Source organism: Cohnella sp. GCM10020058, from assembly GCF_042683485.1.
Lineage (GTDB): Bacteria > Bacillota > Bacilli > Paenibacillales > Paenibacillaceae > Cohnella.
In genome coordinates this window covers 374,838-394,584 of the sequence record NZ_JBHUJV010000009.1, presented here as the reverse complement: position 1 = coordinate 394,584, position 19,747 = coordinate 374,838, and the positions used below count along the sequence as shown (strand labels likewise).

Genomic DNA, 19,747 nt, shown 5'->3' with positions numbered 1-19,747 from the left:
GTTTATCCAATGGTATCCGGCCGGTACAGCGCCGCGAGCATCGTCCATTCGTAGCCGCCGGTCGCCCGCCCGACGCATTCGATCTGCGAATCCTTGAACAGGATCATCTGATAGCGCTTGGCGATCAGATCGTCGTCTTCGACGATCAGTACCTTGATGATTGGCTCGCTCATGAAGAACGCTACCGTCATAGGCATCGCATACCCGCGAGAAGACACGCCTTGGCGACTGCTCTCGGGCAAGATCAAACAAGTATGGAACCAACACGAGGAGCAGGCAAAGGGAGAAGCGCTGTTCGACTAAATGGCCCGGACGTACTTCAAGCCGATCTCTGCAGAAGCGCGCTATCCGCTGCAGTTCCGGATGCGCACGATTATGCAGGCAATCTGCGTCGAGCAGAACCTGAAGCCGTTCCTTGAGGAACTGCCATGGGAGGCGGCCTACCGGCTGCCGGAGTCGTTTCACTGGGCGCACTGCGACTATTGCGAGCCGTTGGCGGCGCTTGTGCGCAAGTATACGGGCGTTTGATGGCGCTGACCGGCTCGCGATCGGAGAATGACGTGACGGTCGGTGTCGGTCGTTCTATCGCCTTAATGCCTGCAAATATACATCTATTTTCGCCGATGTCTATCCTTTGGAGATAAAAAGATGCAAAAGCGCATGTATTTTCCTCCATTAGCCGGATTTTCGGCCTGCGCTTCGAATATGCCTGCACATTTGCAGGCTTTTCATCAAGTGCCGTCGGTCGGCAGAAAATTCATGTACAAATGCAGGCTTTTCGGCCAGCAGAACATCCCAAAAGCGCCGGCACGTCGGGCAGCGGCGCGTATCGGCTGTCGACTTCACGCCGCAAACGCGCTTACCTGTCCACGGATGGCCGCACCCGGATCAAAAAGGAAAGCGCTGCCTCTTTCGCTGAAGAGCGCCCTCCGAGGCGCTTTTTGGCGTTCCGCGTTCCCGTGCCCTTCTCGCGCTCCTCTCGTGCCCCTCTTTCGCCCTTCCCGCGCCCTTCTCGGACTCCTCTGTGCCCTCTTGCGCCCTTCCCGCGCCCCTCTCGCGCCCTTGCGCCCGGTCTGACCCGATGCTGGCAAATCGCCCGAAGGACGCTATAATGAAGCCGGGAGGAATGAGCATGTCACCTAGAAACGTGGAGAAAGACCAGCAAATGCGCGAAAAGCGCCTCGCCCATATTCTTGAATCGGCCATCGAGATCATGGCGGTCAAAGGGATCGGCTCCGTGAGCATCGGCGATATTGCGGCCGCCGCCGGCGTAAGCGTCGGCAACGTGTACCATTACTTCAAGTCCAAGGACGAGATTTTCGCGGAGCTGCTGAAGCGCGGGCAGACCGGATACGGCGCGTTCGTGACGGAGGTCGCCGGACGGGAGCTCCCCGCGGCGGACAAGCTGCGCGCGATCAGCGAAGCCTGGCTGGCGCTCGGCAACAGCTGGGCCTATACGCTGCTTATCCATACGGCGAGAATGTCCGAGACGTCGACCGACCAGCTCCGCCGCGAGGTCACGGGACGGTTCACGGCCAATCTCGGCCCTGTCGCGGAGATCGTCTCCCAAGGACAGCGCGAAGGCAGCGTCGTGCCGGGGGAGCCGACGGAGCTGGCGCTTTACTTTGTCAGCTTGATTCAGGGGCTGACGCTGCAGCGGGCGCCGGGCGTAGAGGTTCCTGTGGGCATTCGGGCGGAGGGCGTCGTCCGGCTGTTTCTTGCGGACGGTGCCGCAAGGGATGCCTAGCGCCAGGCTGCGCTTGAAATGCGCTTGAAAATACGTATTGACACCTCTGCGGCTCTGTTGATAAAATAGCCACAACCCGAATGATAATTCGGTTTGTGCAACGGAATGAATCGACCAGACCAACTGGAGATTGAAGTCCGCTCGGACGCGCACCTTATGCGAGTACGCTTTCGCATCATGCGCAGGACTTTAGTTTTCTTTTTTTATTTGCCAAATACCAAGTAATCGGGTAGGTTCAATCAATTAAAACAAAGGAGCTGACGAGATGCTGGCGATCGAGGGGCTAAACAAAACGTTTCCGTCCCCCTCCGGGGACATCGTCGCGCTGCATCAGATCCGGCTGCAAGTCGAACAAGGGCAATTCGTGACCTTCATCGGCCCAAGCGGCTGCGGCAAGAGCACCTTGCTCAAGATTATCGCCGGGCTTGACACGGCCTACAGCGGCACGGTGACCCTGAACGGCAAGGCCATCAAGGGACCGAGCGTCGAAAAGGGCGTGATTTTTCAGGAGCCCCGGCTGTTCCCCTGGCTGAACGTCGAGCGCAACATCGCAGCCAACCTGTCGCTGCGCGACCCCGCGATCCGCAAGGAGGTCGACCGGCTGATCGAGCTCGTCCGACTCAAGGGCTTCGAAAAAGCTTACCCCCGCGAGCTTTCCGGGGGCATGGCCCAGCGCGTCGCCATCGCAAGAGCGCTGCTCCGCAAGCCCGACGTGCTGCTGCTCGACGAGCCGTTCGGCGCGCTGGACGCGTTCACCCGCTCGCATATGCAGGAGGCGCTGCTGGATATCTGGCAGACCAGCCGCACCACGATGCTGCTGGTTACGCACGACCTGGACGAGGCTGTATTCCTCGGACAGCGCGTCGTCGTCATGAACCCGCGGCCCGGCCACATCCGCAGCGTGATCGGCATCGACCTGCCCTATCCGCGCAAGCGGACGGGCGCTTCGTTCCAGGAGCTCCGGACGCGGGTGCTGAGCGAATTCGAAAAAGTAGAAGCGCCGGGCATTCAGCTCGGCGCCGGCATCTAAAGCTAACGAAAAGAGGGAGTTCAAACACATGAACAGAAAAAGATCCGTAAAAGGCGGCGCGCTGTCGCTGCTGGCATTGATATTGGTATTGATCGTGGCAGGCTGCGGCGCCAAGAACGGCAACGGCAACGCTAGCCCTGCTGCAGGCAGTGCGAGCGCTTCGCAGGCTGCGGCGGACAGCGGCTCGCCTTCGCCATCCGCTTCGTCTTCGGCGGAGCCGGCGAAGACGACGTCCTATGACGGACTGACGGTCCGCCTCGGCGTGCAGGGCAAGGGCGGCCTGTTCGGCAAGGCGCAGGAGGAGAAGTGGTTCGAGAATGCCTTTGCCGAAGTCGGCGCGAAGGTCGAATGGATCGAATTCCAGAGCGGTCCGCCGATGGTCGAGGCGATGGCGTCGAATCATCTGGACTTTGCGGGCATGGGCAATATGCCTCCGATCGCGGCGCAGGCGGCAGGCGTCGATTTCAAGATCGTATCGCAGGTGCTCGAAGGCAAGAACAACGTCGCGATCATCGTGCCTAAAGACAGCGCCATCCAGACAGTCGCCGACCTGAAGGGCAAAAAGGTCGCGGTGACCAAGGGCAGCAACGCCTACAACTTCCTCTATCGGGTGCTCGCGCAGGAAGGCTTGAAGGAATCCGACCTGTCGGTCATTCAGCTTCAGCCCGACGAGACGCAGCCTTCGTTCGAAGGCGGCAAGGTTGACGCCTGGGCGGTATGGGACCCTTACATTACGCTCAATACGCTGACCGGCAAGGCGCGGGTGCTCGCCGACGGCGAGAGCGCCGGCGTGCTGTCCCCCTCCTACCAGCTCGTACGCGGCGATTTCGTGAAGAAATATCCCGAGCTCGTGACGCTGTATCTCAAGGTACTGGAGCAGGCGCGTTTGTGGGAGGACGGCAACAAGGACGAAGCTTACGATCGCTACGCGAAGGAGCGCAGCATCCCGGTGGACGTCGTCAAGGGCATTCAGGCGCGCAGCACGTTCATCAATATTCCGGTATCGGACGCGGTGGCCGCGGAGCAGCAGAAGACGGCGGACTTCCAGTTCGAGCTCGGCACGATCCGCAAGCAAGTAAAGGTAGCGGACGTCATCGACAACACGTATATCGAGGAAGCGCTCAAGCAAGTCCAGCAAGACAGCCAAAAGTGAGGTGCCCACGATGCAGGGAACGAGATACCGGCTGTCCGGCCGGATGATGAACGCGCTCGTCGGCGCGCTGCTGCCGCTGACGGTGCTCGCCGTCTGGCAGCTGTCCGCCGCCTACGGGCTCGTCAACGCGGTGCTCGTGCCGCCGCCCGCCGAGATCGCGCGCGAGTTCGGCCGGATGATCGCATCCGGCGACCTTCAGCACAACCTGGCGATCTCGACCGGACGCGCCATGCTCGGATTCCTCATCGGAGGCGCGCTTGGACTGGCGGCCGGCGTATGGGTCGGCTTCTCGCTCCGGGCGGAGCGGCTGCTCGATCCTTCGCTGCAGCTGCTGCGGACGCTGCCTCACCTTGCCGTAGCGCCGTTGTTTATATTGTGGTTCGGCTTCGGCGAGACGTCCAAGCTGCTGCTGATCGCCAAAGGCGCGTTTTTCCCGCTATACGTCAATGCGTTCCTCGGCGTCCGTTCGGTCGACCGGAACCTGATCGACGTCGCACGCGTCCTTCAGTTTTCCCGCTGGGAGACGGTCACGAGGCTGATTATTCCCGCTTCCCTACCGTCGCTGTTCCTGGGCGTGCGGCTGTCGGTCGCCGTCAGCTGGCTCGGGCTGGTCGTCGCCGAGCTGATGGGCTCGAGCTCGGGGCTCGGCTATATTATCAACGACGCGCGGTCGTTCTCGCTGACCTCCGTCGTGTTCGTGGGCATTATCGTTTTCGCTGCGGTCGGCAAGGTGACGGACGAGATCGTAAAGCTGCTGGAACGGCGGCTGCTGCGATGGCAGCACACGATGAAAGGGGCGGATTGAGATGGCGGCGCCTTCGCTTCGAACGGATTCGCCGGCGGTTGCCGCCCGCGAGGAAAGGACACGTGCAGGTACGAAAACGGCATCGGGACACGCCCGCTCACGCCTGCCCCGCTGGACGCATGGCTGGCTGCTGCCGCTCGTAGTGCTCGCAGTCTGGGAACTCGCTGCCGACCTCGGCTGGGTATCCGCCTCCATGCTGCCCGCTCCGTCAACGATCGCGGCAGCCTTCGTTCGCCTCGCCGCTTCAGGCGAGCTGGAGACGCACCTGCGAGTCAGTCTGATCCGGGCAGGCGGCGGCTTCCTGCTCGGCGGCGCGACCGGCCTCTTGCTCGGCTTGTTCACCGGACTCGGCAAATGGGCGGAACGCACGCTGGATCCTACGATTCAGATGATTCGCACCGTGCCGCTGCTCGCCGTCATCCCGCTGTTTATCCTTTGGTTCGGCGTCGGCGAGCTGTCCAAGTGGCTGCTTATCGGCCTCGGGTCGTTTTTCCCGCTTTATTTCCACACCTTCCTGGGCGTGCGCAGCGCGGACTTCAAGCTTTACGAGGTCGCCCGCACGCTGCGCTTCTCCCGGATTCAGCTACTGACGAAGCTGGTATTGCCGGCCGCGCTGCCGAACATTCTGCTCGGCGTAAGGCTCTCGTCGGGCGTCGCCTGGCTGATGCTCGCGGTAGCCGAGATGATGGGCGCCAGCGCGGGCGTCGGCTACATGATTCAGGACGCTCGCGTGTACGCGCAGACGGACATCGTCTTCGTCGGCATCCTTCTGTTCGCGCTCGTCGGCAAGCTGTGCGACTCGGGCGTGCGGCTGCTGGAGAGACGCTGGCTGCGCTGGCGGCATACGCACAAGGGCTGACCACATACTCAAGAATGGGAAGTGACCGCAATGGCGATTCAGAGCAGAGGACAACTTCATCTGGGCGCATTTCTATACTTTACCGGACATCATCATGCAGGCTGGCGCCATCCGTCATCCGGCGTGGAGCAGATGTTCGATATCGACAACTACGTGCGCATGGCGAAAAAAGCGGAGAGCGGCAAGCTCGACATGATCTTCTTCGCGGACCTGCTGCACCTGATCTACCCCGGCGCGGCCGCGGCGGGCATGATGGACCCGATCGCGCTGCTGTCGGCGCTCTCGATGGTCACGGACAAGATCGGCTTGACGGCCACGATGTCGACGACGTACAACGAGCCTTACAATACGGCGCGCAAGTTCGCCACGCTCGACCGGATCAGCGGCGGCCGGGCCGGCTGGAACATCGTCACGTCGCAGACGGACGCGGAAGCGCTCAACTACGGCCGCGACAAGCATCCCGAGCACGGTCTCCGCTACGAGATGGCGCAGGAATTCGTCGACGTCGTGACCGGCCTGTGGGACAGCTGGGAGGACGACGCGCTCGTCATGGACCGGGAGGCGGGCGTGTTCGCGGATACGTCCAAGCTGCATGCCAGCGACTATCGGGGCAAATGGCACTTCTCCCGCGGCCCGCTCAACGTCCCGCGTCCGCCGCAAGGCTATCCGGTGCTGATCCAGGCCGGTTCGTCGGAGCCCGGACAGAACTTCGCGGCGCGCATCGGCGAGGTGATCTTCACCGCGCAGCCGACGCTCGCGAGCGCGCAGGCTTTCTACAAGAGCGTGAAGGCGAAGCTGGTCGCGCACGGCAGGGCGGAGGACAGCCTGAAAATCATGCCTGGACTGTCGCCGATTCTCGGCTCGACGGAAGACGAAGCGCGCAGGCGGGAGCGCGAGCTGCTCGATCTCATCCGTCCGGAAGAGGCGACGGGCTTCTTGTCCGCCATGCTGCAGTTCGACCTGAGCGGCTATCCGGTCGACGGGCCGCTGCCGGAGATTCCAGATCCGGTCGGGATGTCCAACGGCATGAAGAGCCGCGTGCAGCTCATCATGGACTTGGCGCGCAGCGAGAATCTGTCCGTGCTGGAGCTCGGCCGCAGGCTGCTCGGCGCGCGGGGCCACTTGCAGTTCGTCGGCACGCCGGAACGGCTGGCCGACATGATCGAGGAATGGTTCCTGCAATACGGGTGCGACGGCTTCAATATCATGCCGCCCGTCCTGCCCGGCGACCTCGACGATTTTGTCGATCATGTCGTGCCGATCCTCCAGCGCAGGGGGCTGTTCCGCGAAGAATACGAAGGCTCGACGCTTCGCGAACACCTCGGCCTGCCGCGGCCGGCAATCGGCCACTTCAAGTCCGCGGCGGCGCAAGCCTGATCGCGGACGGAGCGAAGGCGGCTTGAACGGCACATCAACGACAAGACCGCCGGTGCGATCGCCCCGGCGGTCTTGTTGTTGATGTGCTTTCCTTGATGTGCTTTCCTTGATGTGCTTTCCTGTACGTTTGAGCCTAGGCCGAGACTTTCGTCGTCCCGGCCGCCGCGCCCCGGCGCTCCCTGCGGGAAAGTCCGAAGCAGAGCAGCTCGTGCATGACCGGCGATCAGCGCCTAGATCGTGGCCAAAGACAGCGTCGTGCGGCTCACGTTCTCGCCTTCGATATACAAGACCGTATCTTCTGCGCCTTCGGCATCGCGGAGCGATATCGCGATCTGCTTTTCGCCGCCGGCATCCATTTCGAAATAATTGTCGCTGTATTTCGCGCGCCGGTCCAGGATGTTCAGGCGGACGTTGCGCGCATAGCGCTCCGTCTTCAAATCGATGACGATGTCCCTGCCGCTGCGCGAGGCGCCGACGATCTTGAGTCCGGCGTCGCCAAGGCTAAGACGGTTGATCTCGCCGATGTCGGCAAAGAAATACCGGTTTTCGAATACCCCGCCGTCCGTTATCAATTCGACCTTGATATATTCGCCGAAAGCGTTCTTTGGCTTGAACTCGTCATCGGACAGGCTGCACAGCACCGTCGAATCGTCGCGCAGCGCCGTGCAGGCCAGCGTCTTGGAGGCCAGGATCCGCCCCGAGAAGTCCCGGCGCGTGACGACGAGCCGCCCTGCTACGTCCTCCAGCAGCTCGCTGCTGGCATAGACGTCGTAGCCGGCGTCGGTCTCTACGCAGGAGACGATCAGATCGTCATAGGCTCTACGGGTGTAGTAGTACGTCATCTTCGGCAGCCCGTACATGTCGACCGTCGCCATATGCGAAGGGAAGATGCCTCCCTTGGCGCAATCCGCCAGTGGATCGTTGAACTTCCAGTACAGCGAACCGGAGCAGGTCCACTTCAAACTTCTGAAGTACTCGATCCAGTATTTAAGCGCCATGGCGTTGTAGGTCTGGCTGTAATAAATCGTCTTGTCATGATCGGCATGATCGATATATTCGTTGCTGAAAGGTAAAAACTCGACCAGCTCTCCCCTGTAGCGCAGCGGTTCCCGCCGGAAGTTGAAGCGGTAGAACGTATCCTTCTCGGGCAGGCTGATGAAGCCGAACTCGCTCATGAACCGGGGCTTGAAGCTTCTGATCTTTTTATAATAGTTTTTGCCGTAATCGCGGTTCGCGTTGACGCCGGGGTCCGCCGACATGATGTAAAAATGCGAATCTCCCTGGTACGGAGACGAGGGGTTGTCGCCGCCTTTGTAAAACTCATCCGGGCTGTACGGCGAAGTCGGCATATAGAAACGGTGCGGATCCAGCCGCTTGCACGCCTCGTCGAGCACGACGTTGCTCACCTTGTCTTCCTGGAACTCGTAGGGTCTGCCGGCCCAGCCGTAGGCCTGGCCGTTCTCGTTGTCGCCGGCCCATACGACGAGCGAGGTCCAATTCCGGTAGGTCTTGATCACATATTCAGCCTCGCGGGCGACATTGGCCAGGAAGCTCTCATTTTGCGGATAGATGCCGCAGGAGAACATGAAGTCGTTCCAGATCATGATGCCGGCCTCGTCGCACAGCTCGAACATTCGTGGGCTCTCGTAGATGCCGCCGCCCCAGATCCGGAGCATGCTGAGGTTGCCTTCCGCGGCGTATTCGATCAGGTCCTCGTAATCCTTGTCCGCAATATCCGTATATACCATTTTGGTCGGCACCCAGTTCGCGCCGCGTATGAACAATCTCCTGCCGTTGACCGCGAACAGGAACGATCTGCCGTCGCCCTGCTCCTCCTGAATGATCTCCACGGTTCTGATTCCGAACTTCTGGCGCTTCTCCTGGATGACTTGCCCGTTCTTTTTCAGCGTCAGGCAAAAATCGTACAATTCTGGGTTTCCGTAAGGCCTCGGCCACCACAGGAGCGGATTCTCGACGACCAGCTCCAGCGCTTCGAACGACACCGGGCTATCTTCCTTGGCGCACACCTGCCGACCGTCCTTTTCGAGGCTGACGGCGATGCTGTATTCTCCCGTATCGCCCGCCAATTCCTCGATCTCAACCTCGAGACCGATCGTCGCCGATCGATCGTCCACGCTTTTGGTGTACAGATAATAAGCGCCGAGCTGCGCATCGTCGGTTGCGTGGATTCGGACATCCTTCCAGATGCCCGTCGTGACGCAGCGTCCGCAGAAGTCCCAGGAATAATTCATCTGCGCCTTGCGCGCCAGAATACGGTCGCTGGTCGTGATCGAGAAGATGCCGTTTTGGTCCATGCCCGCGACATGCTTGACCGGCGAGTAGAATCGCACGACGAGCACGTTTCTCGCGCCGTACCGGAGCAGTCCCGCGATATCGGCCGCGAACGGCGCATGCATGTTCTCGCTGAAGCCCAGTTTCACGCCGTTCAGATAAATATCGCAAAACGTATCCAGCCCTTCGAACGAGAGGGTTACCTTTTGCGCCTTCAGCGCGTCGTCCGCAAAAAATTCCTTGTAATAGACCCAGTCCGATTCCTCGATCCATTTCTCCTCGTCCGTATCCTTGTCGTAGACGTGCCCGCGAATGATCCCCGCCTTCCTGAGCGTAGCGTGGATCTCCTCGGGGATCTCGGCGCTTAGCCAGCCCTCCGGCACGAAGGTGTCTTCCAGAATGTCCGATACGGAATGACGATAAGGAAGGTGCGTCACCTTCCATTTGCCGTTCAAATTAAAAATCATCGCTGTCTATCCCTCCGGGCATTAATTGAGTAAAGGCTGTCAGCCTGCATTCTCCGTGTACTTCCGTATGAGCTTGTCCAGCTCTCCATACGTCTCGCACTGATCCCAGCGGAACGATTCGGGCAGGCGGAGGGCTTCCTCCCACGCCAGCTCGCGCAGGAACGGCTTCAGATTCTGCTCAACGCAGACGGCCTGCATAATCGTCCGCATCCGAAACTGCAGCGGGTACCGGAATTCCTTGGAGATCGGCTTGAAGAAAGTCTCCGCCATATAGTCGACGAGGGCTTCGCCCATCTCCTGCTCGCGCGCCTGATCCCACGCCTGTCGAATTCGGCCGGTCAGCCGGCGCCAAGGCGTCTCTGCCTTGGGAAACACGAGGCTCATCGTTGCGGCGTCTTTGTAAGACCACAGCGCCCAGGACACATCGTTGTCCTCGCACAGATCGATCATGTCCTCGAGGATACCGACCTCGAATTCGATCGTCTCCGGATGAAGGCCGACCCCCAGCTCGCCGCACCATACCGGGCGTTTATACTTGTCGCGTATCGTCAACAGCTTGTCGAATGCCGTCTTGAAAATCTCCCGGCGCCGCTGCCTGTCCATCTTGGGAGAGAGCACTTCCGGCTCGTCTACGAAGGGATAAAAATGGAATTCATAGGCTACCTGCGGGTCGTCTACCGGGTCAAGCATGGAGAAGTCGGTGGTGAAAGCATTGCCCTCGATGAAAATAATGTGACGCTCGTCATGCTTGCGGATCTCCGCGATGACCTTCCGGTAGAACGAGTTGAAGACGTCAGCGTCCTTGACCAGGGATGGCTCGTTGACGATATCGTAGGCCCCGACCCACGGCTGATCCCGATAGCGGCGGGCGATCCGGCCCCACAAGCCGATGACGGTATCGCGCAACGCGCTGAATTCCCAGAACAGCGGGAGACCGCTCGACGTGTCGCAGTGCCAGTCCGGATTCTGTCCTCCGGGCACGCTGTGGAGGTCGAGAATGCCGTAGATCTCGTACTTCTCGCATAGCGAGACGATCCGGTCGAGGTGGACGAAGCCCTCCTCCTTCTCGCTCTCCGGATGCTGATCGTCGATAAAGTATTTGTAATTGAACGGAATCCGGAGCGAATTCACGCCCAAGCTTTTCATGTAAGCAAAATCCCGCTCGTCCACGAACTCGATCAGGAATCGGTCGAAGAACGCCTGGCTTCGTTCTGCGCCGTACACGTCCGCGAATGCCTGCTTAATCATCGTGTCGGTGCCGGGCAGGCCGATCATAAAGTGCTCCAGGTTCATCCAGGTGCCCAGGCCGAACCCGCGGAATAAAATCTTCCGGCCGTCGACCGTAAAGTGCTCTCCGCATACTTGAACGAATTTTGATAGGTCTGTCATCGGTTTTGTTCCGCTCCTCTATCTTCTCTATTTGAATGCCTTCGTTAGTTTTTCATCCCGGTCGTGGCGACGCCCTTGGTGAAGAAGCGTTCTCCGATCAGGAAGACGATCATCATGGGGATCGTCGCGATCACGGTGCCGGCCATCAGCAGCCCGTAGTCCATCGTATGCTCCGTCTGGAAAGCCTTCAGGCCGAGCTGCAGCGTCTTGAGCGAATCCTGCTGAATATAGATCAAAGGAGCCAGATAGTCGTTCCACATGTACGTAAAAGTAAAGATGGTCAGCGTGGATACGGCCGCGCGGGAGAGCGGCATGACGATGCGCCAGTAGATCCCCCATTCGCTCAAGCCGTCGATCCGCGCCGCCTCGTTCAGCTCGTTGGGAAGCGACATAAAAAACTGCCGAAGCAGGAAAATACCAAAGCCGCTGAACAACTGAACGAGCACGTAGCCCGTATGCGTGTCGTATAGCCCCAGATGTCGGACAATATTGAACTGAGGCACCATAATCGAATGCCAGGGCATCATCAGATTCGTCATAAAAAGCATGAAAATCAAATTTTTGAACGGAATCTTGAGCTTGGCGAACGCATAAGCCGCCATCGAGCAGATAATAACCTGCAGCACGGTGGCGATGACCGAGAGCTTCAACGTATTGAACAGATAAGTGCCGAACGGAATCGAGGTCCAGACCTGTTTGTAATTATCCAGATACAGCGAGCCGGGGATCCAGTCCATCGGGTTCTTGAACAGATCCACATCGGTCCGCAGCGAAGCGGAGATCATCCAGAGAAACGGGAACAGCGCCGCGACGGAGCTAAGGACGAGCAAGCCCAGCAATAGCGTGTAGAGCAGCTTGTTCCATCCCTTGTTTCCGAAAACATTCGGCATCTTATTCCCTCCTTTCTAGTAGTTCACCCATTTTTTCTCCAGGCGGAATTGAATGACGGAGACGACCATGATGATCGCGAACAGCACGATGGACATCGCTGCGGCGTAGCCCATCTTGTAGTTAATGAACGCCTCCTGATAAATGCGGAACACAAGCACATTGGTCGAGCGCCCGGGTCCGCCGTCGGTCATTACCGATACGAGATCGAACACTTGGAACGAGCTGATCACCGTGAGGACGCCCACCATGAATAGCGTCGGAGACAGACTCGGCAGCGTGATATAAAGGAAACGCTTGAAGGCGCCTGCGCCGTCCAGCTTGGCCGACTCGTACAAGTATTCGGGAATGCCCTGGATGCCTGCCAGCAATATAATCATGTAATAGCCGAAGCTCTTCCAGGCCGCGACGAGCACGACAGCCAGCAGCGCCCAGCGGGAGGACATGAGCCATTCGGGCGGATGGGCAATGCCGATCGCCTCCAGCATGCGGTTAATCGGGCCGCGCATCGGGTTCAGCAGCAGCCCCCAAACGATGGCGATCGATACCATCGACGTGATCTGAGGGAAATAAAACGCCATCCGCAAGGATTTGCGCAGATGAAGGACGCCGTTCAGCGCAAGCGCCGAGAATAGCGCAAGCGCAAGCGTCAACGGCACGAAAATGACGGTGTAGATCAAATTGTTTTTAAGCGAGATCAAAAAATAGTCATCTTGCAGCATGTCCTTGTAATTGTCGAATCCGATAAAACCGGGCTTGAGATCAAATCCGCCGTAATCGGTAAAGCTTAGATACAAGCCGTATGCCAGCGGGGCGAAAATAAACACGAAAAAAAGAACGAGCGCGGGAAGGATAAATAAAGTTCCCGTCGCATATTCCCTGCTTCGCCTAAGACGTCTGATCATGGAGGTCCGCTCCTTTCCTTTCTAACCGCCCGTTCGGAAAGATCGGCTGCCGCCATGATACAGGGGGCAGCCGACCGTATGCTTCCGTTAAGGTTTGACGGCTTTGTCGCGTCGTTCAACGAAGTTCTTGAGCATCGTGTCCGCATCCTGCTCATGGAACAGGAACAGCTCCAATTGTTCGTTGTAAGCGCTGTTCACCGAGTCGATCTGCGGTATCGGCTGGTCGCCGATCACGGTCTTGGCTTCGAAGAACGCGCCGCTTCCTTGCAGACCCGTAGCGGTAAGGAACGCTTCCTTCGTCTTGTCGTTGGAGTAAGCCGGCAGTACGCTGGCGTTCGCGATGACGGTCTCGCCCTCTTCGCCCGTAGCGTACCGGACGAACTTAAAGGCGGCATCCTGGTGCTCGCTGCGCGGGCTGATGCCCATGAACGTGCTCAATCCGCCGACCGTTGTCGGATCCTTCGCCCCTGCGGGCTGCGGCAGCATCGCCATGTCGAAGCCGATGTCCGTTTTGCCTGCGGCGATGTCCGCCTTGAGCATGTTGATCGTCCATTCGCCGTTGATCATCATGGCGACATTGCCGCTCTCGAATTGCTTGAGCCAATCGACGCTTTCCGCCTTCATCTGCTTATAGCTCATATGGGACTGGTCGGTATTGTAGAGGTTATCCAGATAGTTAAGCCAGTTCTTTACCTGGTCCAGGTTGTCGTCGAGTATCGTGCTTCCCTGCTGCAGCGCCTCCATCGGATACATAATCCAGTCGGCATAGAATCCGCCCCACTGCTTGTCCGCGCCCTCGCCCTTCGTCAGCTTCTTGGCCAGCTCCGCGTACGCTTCCCAGGTCATCTCCTTCGGATAATCGATTCCTTCCTTGTCGAAGATGGCCTTGTTGTAGAACAGCGCATAAGCGGAGGTCCGGTAAGGCAGCCCGTAATATTTGCCGCCCGTGAGCGTAGTGGTAATGTCCTGAAGCATCGGACCGTAAGCGCCGACGTCGATATTCGCTTGCTTGATCCGATCGCTGATGTCCAGCAGCTGCTGCTTGGAGGAATACAGTCCCAGACCGTTCGTGCCGTTCATGCTGTATACGTCGACCGCCGAACCGCTGGACAAGTTCAGCATCATCTTGGTATTGTACTCGTCGGAATCGTTGCTGATCGTATTCATATGAACCTGAACATCGCTGTTCTGCGCATTGAAAGCGTCGACAATCTTCTGCATGTAATCCGCTTCGTCCGTCCAGGTGTAGTACTCCAGCGTTACTTTTTCCTGTGCGGCGTCCGCGCCTTGCTCTTCGTTGTTGCCGTTCGAGCCGCAGCCGCTCACGACCGCCGCGAGCGTTACTGTCGACAGCAGTCCGGCGGACCAGGCCGATTTTCTCGTCTTTCTCATGCTAACCCCTCCTGATGCATTGGATGTGTCCATCTTAACGCCCTGCCGGAAACGGCATAAGGTTGAACTTTTATCAACGAATACGGCAAGGAAGGGTCGAAAAGCGGGTTGTAATGTATAGTTTAAAATAGAAATAGAGGCTTAGAAGCGTCGTGTCCGCCCTGCAAGGGGGATAAAACTTCAACCTTCACGGGAATGCGCCGCCGAATTAAAATAAACCGATTGGGAAACCCTACCGGTGTCTAACTCTAAAAGGACTGAGCGTCCATGTTCATTTTCTTCATGTTTCTGATGTTCATCGCGATCGCCGTTTTTTGTCTGACCCAGCAGAAATACACGCGGGCGACGCTCTTCATGCTCGGCATGGGCTTGTCTTTTTTGCTGGTCATCAGCTGCATTATTACTTATATGTCCAAGGACGCTTATTACTATTACAGCCTGTACGACTACTTCGGCGTGAGCCAGCGGGTCCAGAACAAGCTTATGTTTCTGCCGATCCCGCGTTATTCCCTGATCCGGATTTTAAATATTTCATCGATGGCGTTTTTGTATACGGGCGTATGCGCCGCCGTTTTCTTCGCCTTCCATCTTGCACGGAAACAAAGCCGTCTGATTTTGCTCCTTCTCGCCGTCCCCTGTACGATCCAGGTCGTCCTGTACGATCCGGTATTTTACGAGCGGCTATATCTACGGCTTTATCCCGGCACGATGAGTTCCCGGCAGATCGTCGACCTCTACGAGACGATTCACCGGATCACGGTCGTCGTCAATACGTTTTATATCGCCGCAGGCGTCTTTCTGCTGATCTATGCCTGGTTCGACGCGCCTAAAGTCCGTCAGATCCGGAGCAATATTCTGATGATCGCGATCAGCTGCATATCGCTGCAAGTGACCTATTACTACGTCAACTTCTGGGCGCCGGACATGCTCATCACGGTGTCGAAGGCAACGCGGTTTATTCGGTTCAAGCCGATATACCTGGTAGGCAACCCGTCCATGTACGCGCTGCTCCCCTATATTGCCGGCACTTGCCTGCTGGTCAGCCTGTACGGCATCTATACCTATGCGCGCATCCAGAATCGGATCAGAAACCAGGAAGCGGTCATCTCGCGCAACATCGATTCGGCGGTGCTGACCTCGCGGGTGTTCAGCCATTTCATGAAAAACGAACTGCTGGCGCTCATGGCGCAAACCGAGTTCCTCGAGGACATGTGCGCGCAGTCTCCGGATGTCGTGAAGGAGATTAAAGTCATCGAGCAGCGATGCCGCAATATTTATGACCGTCTCGATGCCGTTCACAAAGAAACGCTGAAGTCGAAGATGGAGCTGCAGCCCGTATCGCTCCAATCGCTCTTGGACAAGGCTCTGGCTGAGAAAGACGCGGAGCTGAAGCGGATAAACGTCCACTATGCCCCAAGTCCGCAGCAGCTGACGATTATGGCCGATCCTTATTACTTCTCGCAGGCGGTCGAGAATCTCCTGTCCAATGCGGCCGACGCCCTGCAGCATGTGCCGGAGAAGACCAGGCGGATCGATGTGGAGACGAACGTCAAAAACAAGTGGGCGGAGCTGATCGTCCGCGACAACGGAATCGGCATGACGGAAGCGCATATGGCGCAGATCTTCCAGCCGTTCTACTCTTCCAAGCCGACCGCTACGAACTGGGGAATGGGACTATCGCTGTGCCACGCCATCATCACGACGCACGGAGGCAAGATTACCGCCGCGAGCAAGGAAGGGGAGGGCAGCGCCTTCCGCATCGTCATGCCGTTGCTGCGGACTTCCAGAGACTAGGGGATGGATCGCATGGACGACGTCATCAAAGTGCTCATTATCGAAGACGACAGCCTCATCGCCAAACGCTATCAAATGATCCTGGGCAAGGATCCGGGGATCGATATCGTCGGCCGGGCCGCCAGCGGTTACGAAGGGACGATGCTGGCGGCACTGTACCGGCCGGACATCATTCTGATGGATATCGAGCTGGAGGACAAACAAGCCGGGCTGCGGGCCACAACGGAGATTCTGGCCTATATGCCCGACATTAAGATACTCATGCTCACCGTCTGCGAGACGGACGACATGGTGTTCCGCGCCTTCGAGTTGGGCGCGACCAATTACCTGCTGAAGAACATGCCGGCCGACGCCATATTGAGCGCTATCAAGGATGCGTATTGCGGCATGCCTTCGCTGCATGCCAACATCGCGGGAAAGATCACCCGGGAATTCAAGCGCATCAAAACGGTCGAGGACAGCCTGCTCCGCAACTTCCATTTCCTGACCCTCCTGACCCCGACGGAGCTCGAGGTGCTGGATCTACTGATGAAAGACTACAATCGCCAGGATATTTGCAAAATGCGTCATGTAGAGCCTTCGACGCTTAAATCCCAAATCCACAGCATTCTTAAAAAATTCGAAAAAGAGAGCGTCCAGGAGGTCATATCCATCCTTCGCGAGCTGCATATCCCGGAGATCCTGGCGCGACGCAACGGAAGCCTGCCGCTTAGAGAAGGACGAGGCGATCGGGCTTGAGGGAAATGATGCGTAATGATGCGTCCGTGACAATGGCCTCATCTTCAATACGATCGACGGCATGAAAAAGGCACCCTCGCGGGTGCCTCGACGTTCTGCGATTATATTTTCTTGAATTCGATCCACCCCAGCTGCAAGCCGGGCTTGACGGCTTCGAGCCGCAGTTCGTGCAGGCCGGCCTCCAGTTCGACCTTCGCCAGTTTGTGCAGCATCCAGGCGCCGCCGGTCCCGTTGGTCTGAACGGTCGCGAGCGGTTTGCCGTTCAGCGTCAGGTTGCTCGCGCTCTGCGCCAGCTCGGATTCGGCCGACATGGCGCTCGCGAACAGCCGATAGACGCCTGCTTGCTCCACCCGAATGAAGGCCGCACCTGCGGCGTCCGGCACGATTCGCGCGCCGTCGGCCAGCGGTTGGGCGCTTTGCGCTTGCTCCGTGGCAGGGGCGGCGAGCGCCGGGAATGCTTCAACCGTCTCTTGGGTGACTTTATCCCGAGCGCTGACCGGCGCGCGCAGGATGAAGCCGAGGATGTTCGCCGCGGACCGCTGGAGCTCGCCCCGCGTGAGCGTCCCGTCGGCCAGCGATTCGATCGTGTTGTCCCCGTAGGCGTTGGTCTCCGCCCCGTAGTTGCTGACGACCATATACAGATCGTTCTGGGCGCGCACCATCCAGTTCGTATATTTGCGATCCGGTGCTCCCCCGTTCGCGGCGTCGTTCATGACGGCCCACCAGTCCGTCATGACGATTCCCTCGAAGCCCCACTCGCCGCGCAGGATCGTCGTGTTCAGGTCATAATTCGATGCTGCCCAGTGCCCGTTGATCGGGTTGTAAGACGTCATGACCGAGTTGGCGCCGCCCTCCCGTACCGCGATCTCGAAGCCCTTCAGGTAAATCTCGCGCAGCGCGCGCTCCGACACGACGGCGTCGACCTTGCTCCGGTGCTTCTCCTGGTTGTTGCAGGCGAAGTGCTTGAGCGTGGCGTTCGAGCCGCCCTTCATGATGCCCCGCACGCAGGCCGCGGCGAAGGCGCCGGAGATGAGCGGATCCTCGGAAAAGTACTCGAAATTGCGCCCGTTCAGCGGGCTCCGCCGGATGTTGAGCCCCGGCCCGAGCAGCGTGTCGATCTCGTTGCGGACGAGCTCCCGGCCCTCCATGACGTACAGCTCCTCGACGAGCGCCGCGTTCCAGGTCGCCGCGAGCAGCGTCCCGATCGACACCTGCGTCGCCTTGTGCCCGCTGTCCATGCGAATGCCGGACGGCCCGTCCGACGTGGAGGCGACCGGAATGCCGTAGCCGAGCAGGCCGTCGGTCACCCCGCCGAAGGCCGAGGCCGTCCCCGGCGTGACCAACGGGCTGCTCATGCCTTCGCCCCGGACGAGCGCGGCCAGATCTTCGTCGCCGAGCTGTGCGACGAAGGCTTCCAGGCCCACCTTGCCGTCTCGGACGTCCTTCAGCTTGTAGCCGCGATCCCCGGTCTGCGCGATCGCTTGCGGGAGGCGGCTCTCAATGCGGTCCGCCAGCAAAATCTTGCGCTTCGGCGCGTCTTCGTACGCGAGCTCGTACGAGCCGTCCGCCCGCCGCGCCCCCGGCTTCATCCGCGAGAGGCTCGCCGTCGGCGCCATCGCTTCCTCGAGCTGCCGCACGACCCGAAGGGCGTCGACGACATAGCCGTCTTGTCCTTCGAAGGCGACGGCCGCCGCTTTTCTCACGCTGGTCCCCGCGTAGAAGCGATAGGTTCCCGCCTCCAGCACGTAGGCGGAGGCTTGGCCCGTGGCGCCTGCATCGTCATAGGCGGACATCGCGCGGATCGGGAAGCTGACGGTCAGGCGCTGCGACTCTCCCGGCTGCAGCAGCCCGGTCTTGGCGAAGGCCGCTAGCGCTCTCGCTGGACGCCCGAGCACGCCTTGCGGCGCCTCGACGTACACCTGCACGACCTCTTTGCCGGCGTAGACTGTTCCCGTATTCGTTACGACGACATCGATCGCAATGGCGGCTTCGCCTTCGGCATCGATCTGGCGGGCATCTTCCGCCGCGAGGCCGAACGTCGTATACGACAGTCCGTAACCGAACGCGAACTGCACGCGGTCCGGGCGGAACGTCTCGAAGTACCGGTAGCCGACGTAGATATCTTCCTGGTACAGGTTGGCGAGCTCGTTGCCGTAGTTGCGGGTGGACGGATAATCCTCGAGCGCATAAGCGATCGTGTCCGTCAGCTTGCCGCTCGGCGTCACGTCTCCGGCCAGCACGTCGGCGATTGCGTTGCCGCCCTCCATGCCGCCATGCCAGGCGTAGACGACGCCGGCAATCGGATGAACGTACGCTTCGTCGTCCAGCCAGCTCATGTCGACGATGTTGGATACGTTCAGCACAACGACGGTCTGTTCGAAATGCGCCGTCACCTGCCTGAGCATCGCGCGCTCGTCGTCCGTCAGCAGGTAGCTGCCCGGCTTGTCCGCATTGTCCTGGTCCTCGCCGGCCGTGCGTCCGATGACGACGATCGCCTTGTTCGAGACGCGCCTCGCTTCGGCTGCCAGCTCGTCCGTCAGCGGCATCTCGCGCTGATGCCAGGGCTCCGCCGCCCAGCCGCCACCGCCGTTGTCGAACGGATTCTGCTCGATCCACTTCTCGTAGACGGCCGCGAGCGCCTCGTTGACCGCGACGTTTTCCTTGACGCGAAGGCCGTCAAGCAGGTTCGTCGTATACGCCACATGAACGCTGCCGCCGGAGCCCGTACCGCTGCGATAATAGTTAGCCTGAATTCGCCCGAAAACGGAGACGTTATCCCCTTGCCGCAGGGGCAGCGCCTCGTTCTCGTTTCTTAGCAGCACCGCGCCTTCCGCAGCTACCGTGCGGCTGAACGCCGCGAAGCCCTCCAATGGAACGCCGATCATCGATGTCGTCATTTTCGTATCCTCCT

General features: G+C 59.3%; 17 protein-coding genes. 10 read left to right on the top strand and 7 right to left on the bottom strand.

Annotated features, from left to right (window positions below):
• Nucleotides 1–2: 2 nt before the first annotated feature.
• Nucleotides 3–173, bottom strand: coding sequence for a helix-turn-helix domain-containing protein (locus ACFSR7_RS17270; RefSeq protein ID WP_378163635.1), 171 nt, complete (start codon nt 171–173; stop codon nt 3–5).
• Between ACFSR7_RS17270 and ACFSR7_RS17265 the strand changes: the two genes are divergently transcribed.
• From ACFSR7_RS17265 to ACFSR7_RS17230, 8 genes are all read left to right on the top strand, one after another.
• The gene (locus ACFSR7_RS17265; RefSeq protein WP_378163633.1) at nt 172–303 is read left to right on the top strand and encodes a hypothetical protein; all 132 of its coding nucleotides are present in this window, start codon (nt 172–174) and stop codon (nt 301–303) included. The genes ACFSR7_RS17270 and ACFSR7_RS17265 overlap by 2 nt on opposite strands.
• Complete coding sequence (locus ACFSR7_RS17260; protein ID WP_378163631.1) at nt 304–528, top strand: hypothetical protein; 225 nt, start codon at nt 304–306, stop codon at nt 526–528.
• Nucleotides 529–1,132: 604 nt separating this feature from the next.
• Nucleotides 1,133–1,747 carry a TetR/AcrR family transcriptional regulator gene (locus tag ACFSR7_RS17255; protein ID WP_378163629.1) on the top strand — a complete coding sequence of 205 codons (615 nt, stop codon included), beginning with the start codon at nt 1,133–1,135 and terminating at the stop codon, nt 1,745–1,747.
• A 265-nt stretch (nt 1,748–2,012) separates the two neighbouring features.
• Nucleotides 2,013–2,777 carry an ABC transporter ATP-binding protein gene (locus ACFSR7_RS17250; RefSeq protein ID WP_378163627.1) on the top strand — a complete coding sequence of 255 codons (765 nt, stop codon included), beginning with the start codon at nt 2,013–2,015 and terminating at the stop codon, nt 2,775–2,777.
• 28 nt (nt 2,778–2,805) lie between these two features.
• The gene (locus ACFSR7_RS17245) at nt 2,806–3,930 is read left to right on the top strand and encodes an aliphatic sulfonate ABC transporter substrate-binding protein (protein ID WP_378163626.1); all 1,125 of its coding nucleotides are present in this window, start codon (nt 2,806–2,808) and stop codon (nt 3,928–3,930) included.
• Between the two features lie 10 nt (nt 3,931–3,940).
• Nucleotides 3,941–4,735 (top strand): ABC transporter permease, encoded by a 795-nt coding sequence (locus ACFSR7_RS17240; RefSeq protein ID WP_378163624.1) that lies wholly within the window; start codon nt 3,941–3,943, stop codon nt 4,733–4,735.
• Nucleotide 4,736: 1 nt separating this feature from the next.
• Nucleotides 4,737–5,594 carry an ABC transporter permease gene (locus ACFSR7_RS17235; RefSeq protein WP_378163622.1) on the top strand — a complete coding sequence of 286 codons (858 nt, stop codon included), beginning with the start codon at nt 4,737–4,739 and terminating at the stop codon, nt 5,592–5,594.
• Between the two features lie 30 nt (nt 5,595–5,624).
• Nucleotides 5,625–6,971 carry an LLM class flavin-dependent oxidoreductase gene (locus tag ACFSR7_RS17230; RefSeq protein ID WP_378163620.1) on the top strand — a complete coding sequence of 449 codons (1,347 nt, stop codon included), beginning with the start codon at nt 5,625–5,627 and terminating at the stop codon, nt 6,969–6,971.
• 230 nt (nt 6,972–7,201) lie between these two features.
• On the opposite strand, the gene ACFSR7_RS17225 is transcribed toward ACFSR7_RS17230, so the two are convergent.
• The 5 genes from ACFSR7_RS17225 to ACFSR7_RS17205 form a co-directional block, all read right to left on the bottom strand.
• Nucleotides 7,202–9,730, bottom strand: coding sequence for a beta-mannosidase (locus ACFSR7_RS17225; RefSeq protein ID WP_378163618.1), 2,529 nt, complete (start codon nt 9,728–9,730; stop codon nt 7,202–7,204).
• Nucleotides 9,731–9,769: 39 nt separating this feature from the next.
• Entirely contained in the window at nt 9,770–11,119 is a 1,350-nt protein-coding gene (locus ACFSR7_RS17220) for a glycoside hydrolase family 5 protein (protein ID WP_378163616.1), read from the bottom strand.
• Between the two features lie 44 nt (nt 11,120–11,163).
• The gene (locus ACFSR7_RS17215) at nt 11,164–12,009 is read right to left on the bottom strand and encodes a carbohydrate ABC transporter permease (RefSeq protein ID WP_378163614.1); all 846 of its coding nucleotides are present in this window, start codon (nt 12,007–12,009) and stop codon (nt 11,164–11,166) included.
• Nucleotides 12,010–12,024: 15 nt separating this feature from the next.
• Complete coding sequence (locus ACFSR7_RS17210) at nt 12,025–12,912, bottom strand: carbohydrate ABC transporter permease (RefSeq protein WP_378163613.1); 888 nt, start codon at nt 12,910–12,912, stop codon at nt 12,025–12,027.
• Between the two features lie 87 nt (nt 12,913–12,999).
• Nucleotides 13,000–14,304: an ABC transporter substrate-binding protein gene (locus tag ACFSR7_RS17205; RefSeq protein ID WP_378163611.1), complete on the bottom strand. Its 1,305-nt coding sequence runs from the start codon at nt 14,302–14,304 to the stop codon at nt 13,000–13,002.
• A gap of 267 nt (nt 14,305–14,571) precedes the next feature.
• Here ACFSR7_RS17205 and ACFSR7_RS17200 point away from each other — a divergent pair, with 267 nt between their 5' ends.
• Nucleotides 14,572–16,098: a sensor histidine kinase gene (locus tag ACFSR7_RS17200; RefSeq protein WP_378163610.1), complete on the top strand. Its 1,527-nt coding sequence runs from the start codon at nt 14,572–14,574 to the stop codon at nt 16,096–16,098.
• A 12-nt stretch (nt 16,099–16,110) separates the two neighbouring features.
• A complete protein-coding gene (locus ACFSR7_RS17195) occupies nt 16,111–16,836 on the top strand; it encodes a response regulator (protein WP_378163608.1) in 726 nt (241 codons plus the stop codon).
• Nucleotides 16,837–16,937: 101 nt separating this feature from the next.
• On the opposite strand, the gene ACFSR7_RS17190 is transcribed toward ACFSR7_RS17195, so the two are convergent.
• Nucleotides 16,938–19,733, bottom strand: coding sequence for a glycoside hydrolase family 3 protein (locus ACFSR7_RS17190; protein WP_378163607.1), 2,796 nt, complete (start codon nt 19,731–19,733; stop codon nt 16,938–16,940).
• Between the last annotated feature and the right edge of the window lie 14 nt (nt 19,734–19,747).

Bases quoted from the DNA above. Each gene is read 5' to 3' on its own strand.
- ACFSR7_RS17265 (WP_378163633.1), top strand. From the start codon at position 172: ATGAAGAACGCTACCGTCATAGGCATCGCATACCCGCGAGAAGACACG.
- ACFSR7_RS17270 (WP_378163635.1), bottom strand. From the start codon at position 173: ATGAGCGAGCCAATCATCAAGGTACTGATCGTCGAAGACGACGATCTG.
- ACFSR7_RS17260 (WP_378163631.1), top strand. From the start codon at position 304: ATGGCCCGGACGTACTTCAAGCCGATCTCTGCAGAAGCGCGCTATCCG.
- ACFSR7_RS17255 (WP_378163629.1), top strand. From the start codon at position 1,133: ATGTCACCTAGAAACGTGGAGAAAGACCAGCAAATGCGCGAAAAGCGC.
- ACFSR7_RS17250 (WP_378163627.1), top strand. From the start codon at position 2,013: ATGCTGGCGATCGAGGGGCTAAACAAAACGTTTCCGTCCCCCTCCGGG.
- ACFSR7_RS17245 (WP_378163626.1), top strand. From the start codon at position 2,806: ATGAACAGAAAAAGATCCGTAAAAGGCGGCGCGCTGTCGCTGCTGGCA.
- ACFSR7_RS17240 (WP_378163624.1), top strand. From the start codon at position 3,941: ATGCAGGGAACGAGATACCGGCTGTCCGGCCGGATGATGAACGCGCTC.
- ACFSR7_RS17235 (WP_378163622.1), top strand. From the start codon at position 4,737: ATGGCGGCGCCTTCGCTTCGAACGGATTCGCCGGCGGTTGCCGCCCGC.
- ACFSR7_RS17230 (WP_378163620.1), top strand. From the start codon at position 5,625: ATGGCGATTCAGAGCAGAGGACAACTTCATCTGGGCGCATTTCTATAC.
- ACFSR7_RS17225 (WP_378163618.1), bottom strand. From the start codon at position 9,730: ATGATTTTTAATTTGAACGGCAAATGGAAGGTGACGCACCTTCCTTAT.
- ACFSR7_RS17220 (WP_378163616.1), bottom strand. From the start codon at position 11,119: ATGACAGACCTATCAAAATTCGTTCAAGTATGCGGAGAGCACTTTACG.
- ACFSR7_RS17215 (WP_378163614.1), bottom strand. From the start codon at position 12,009: ATGCCGAATGTTTTCGGAAACAAGGGATGGAACAAGCTGCTCTACACG.
- ACFSR7_RS17210 (WP_378163613.1), bottom strand. From the start codon at position 12,912: ATGATCAGACGTCTTAGGCGAAGCAGGGAATATGCGACGGGAACTTTA.
- ACFSR7_RS17205 (WP_378163611.1), bottom strand. From the start codon at position 14,304: ATGAGAAAGACGAGAAAATCGGCCTGGTCCGCCGGACTGCTGTCGACA.
- ACFSR7_RS17200 (WP_378163610.1), top strand. From the start codon at position 14,572: ATGTTCATTTTCTTCATGTTTCTGATGTTCATCGCGATCGCCGTTTTT.
- ACFSR7_RS17195 (WP_378163608.1), top strand. From the start codon at position 16,111: ATGGACGACGTCATCAAAGTGCTCATTATCGAAGACGACAGCCTCATC.
- ACFSR7_RS17190 (WP_378163607.1), bottom strand. From the start codon at position 19,733: ATGACGACATCGATGATCGGCGTTCCATTGGAGGGCTTCGCGGCGTTC.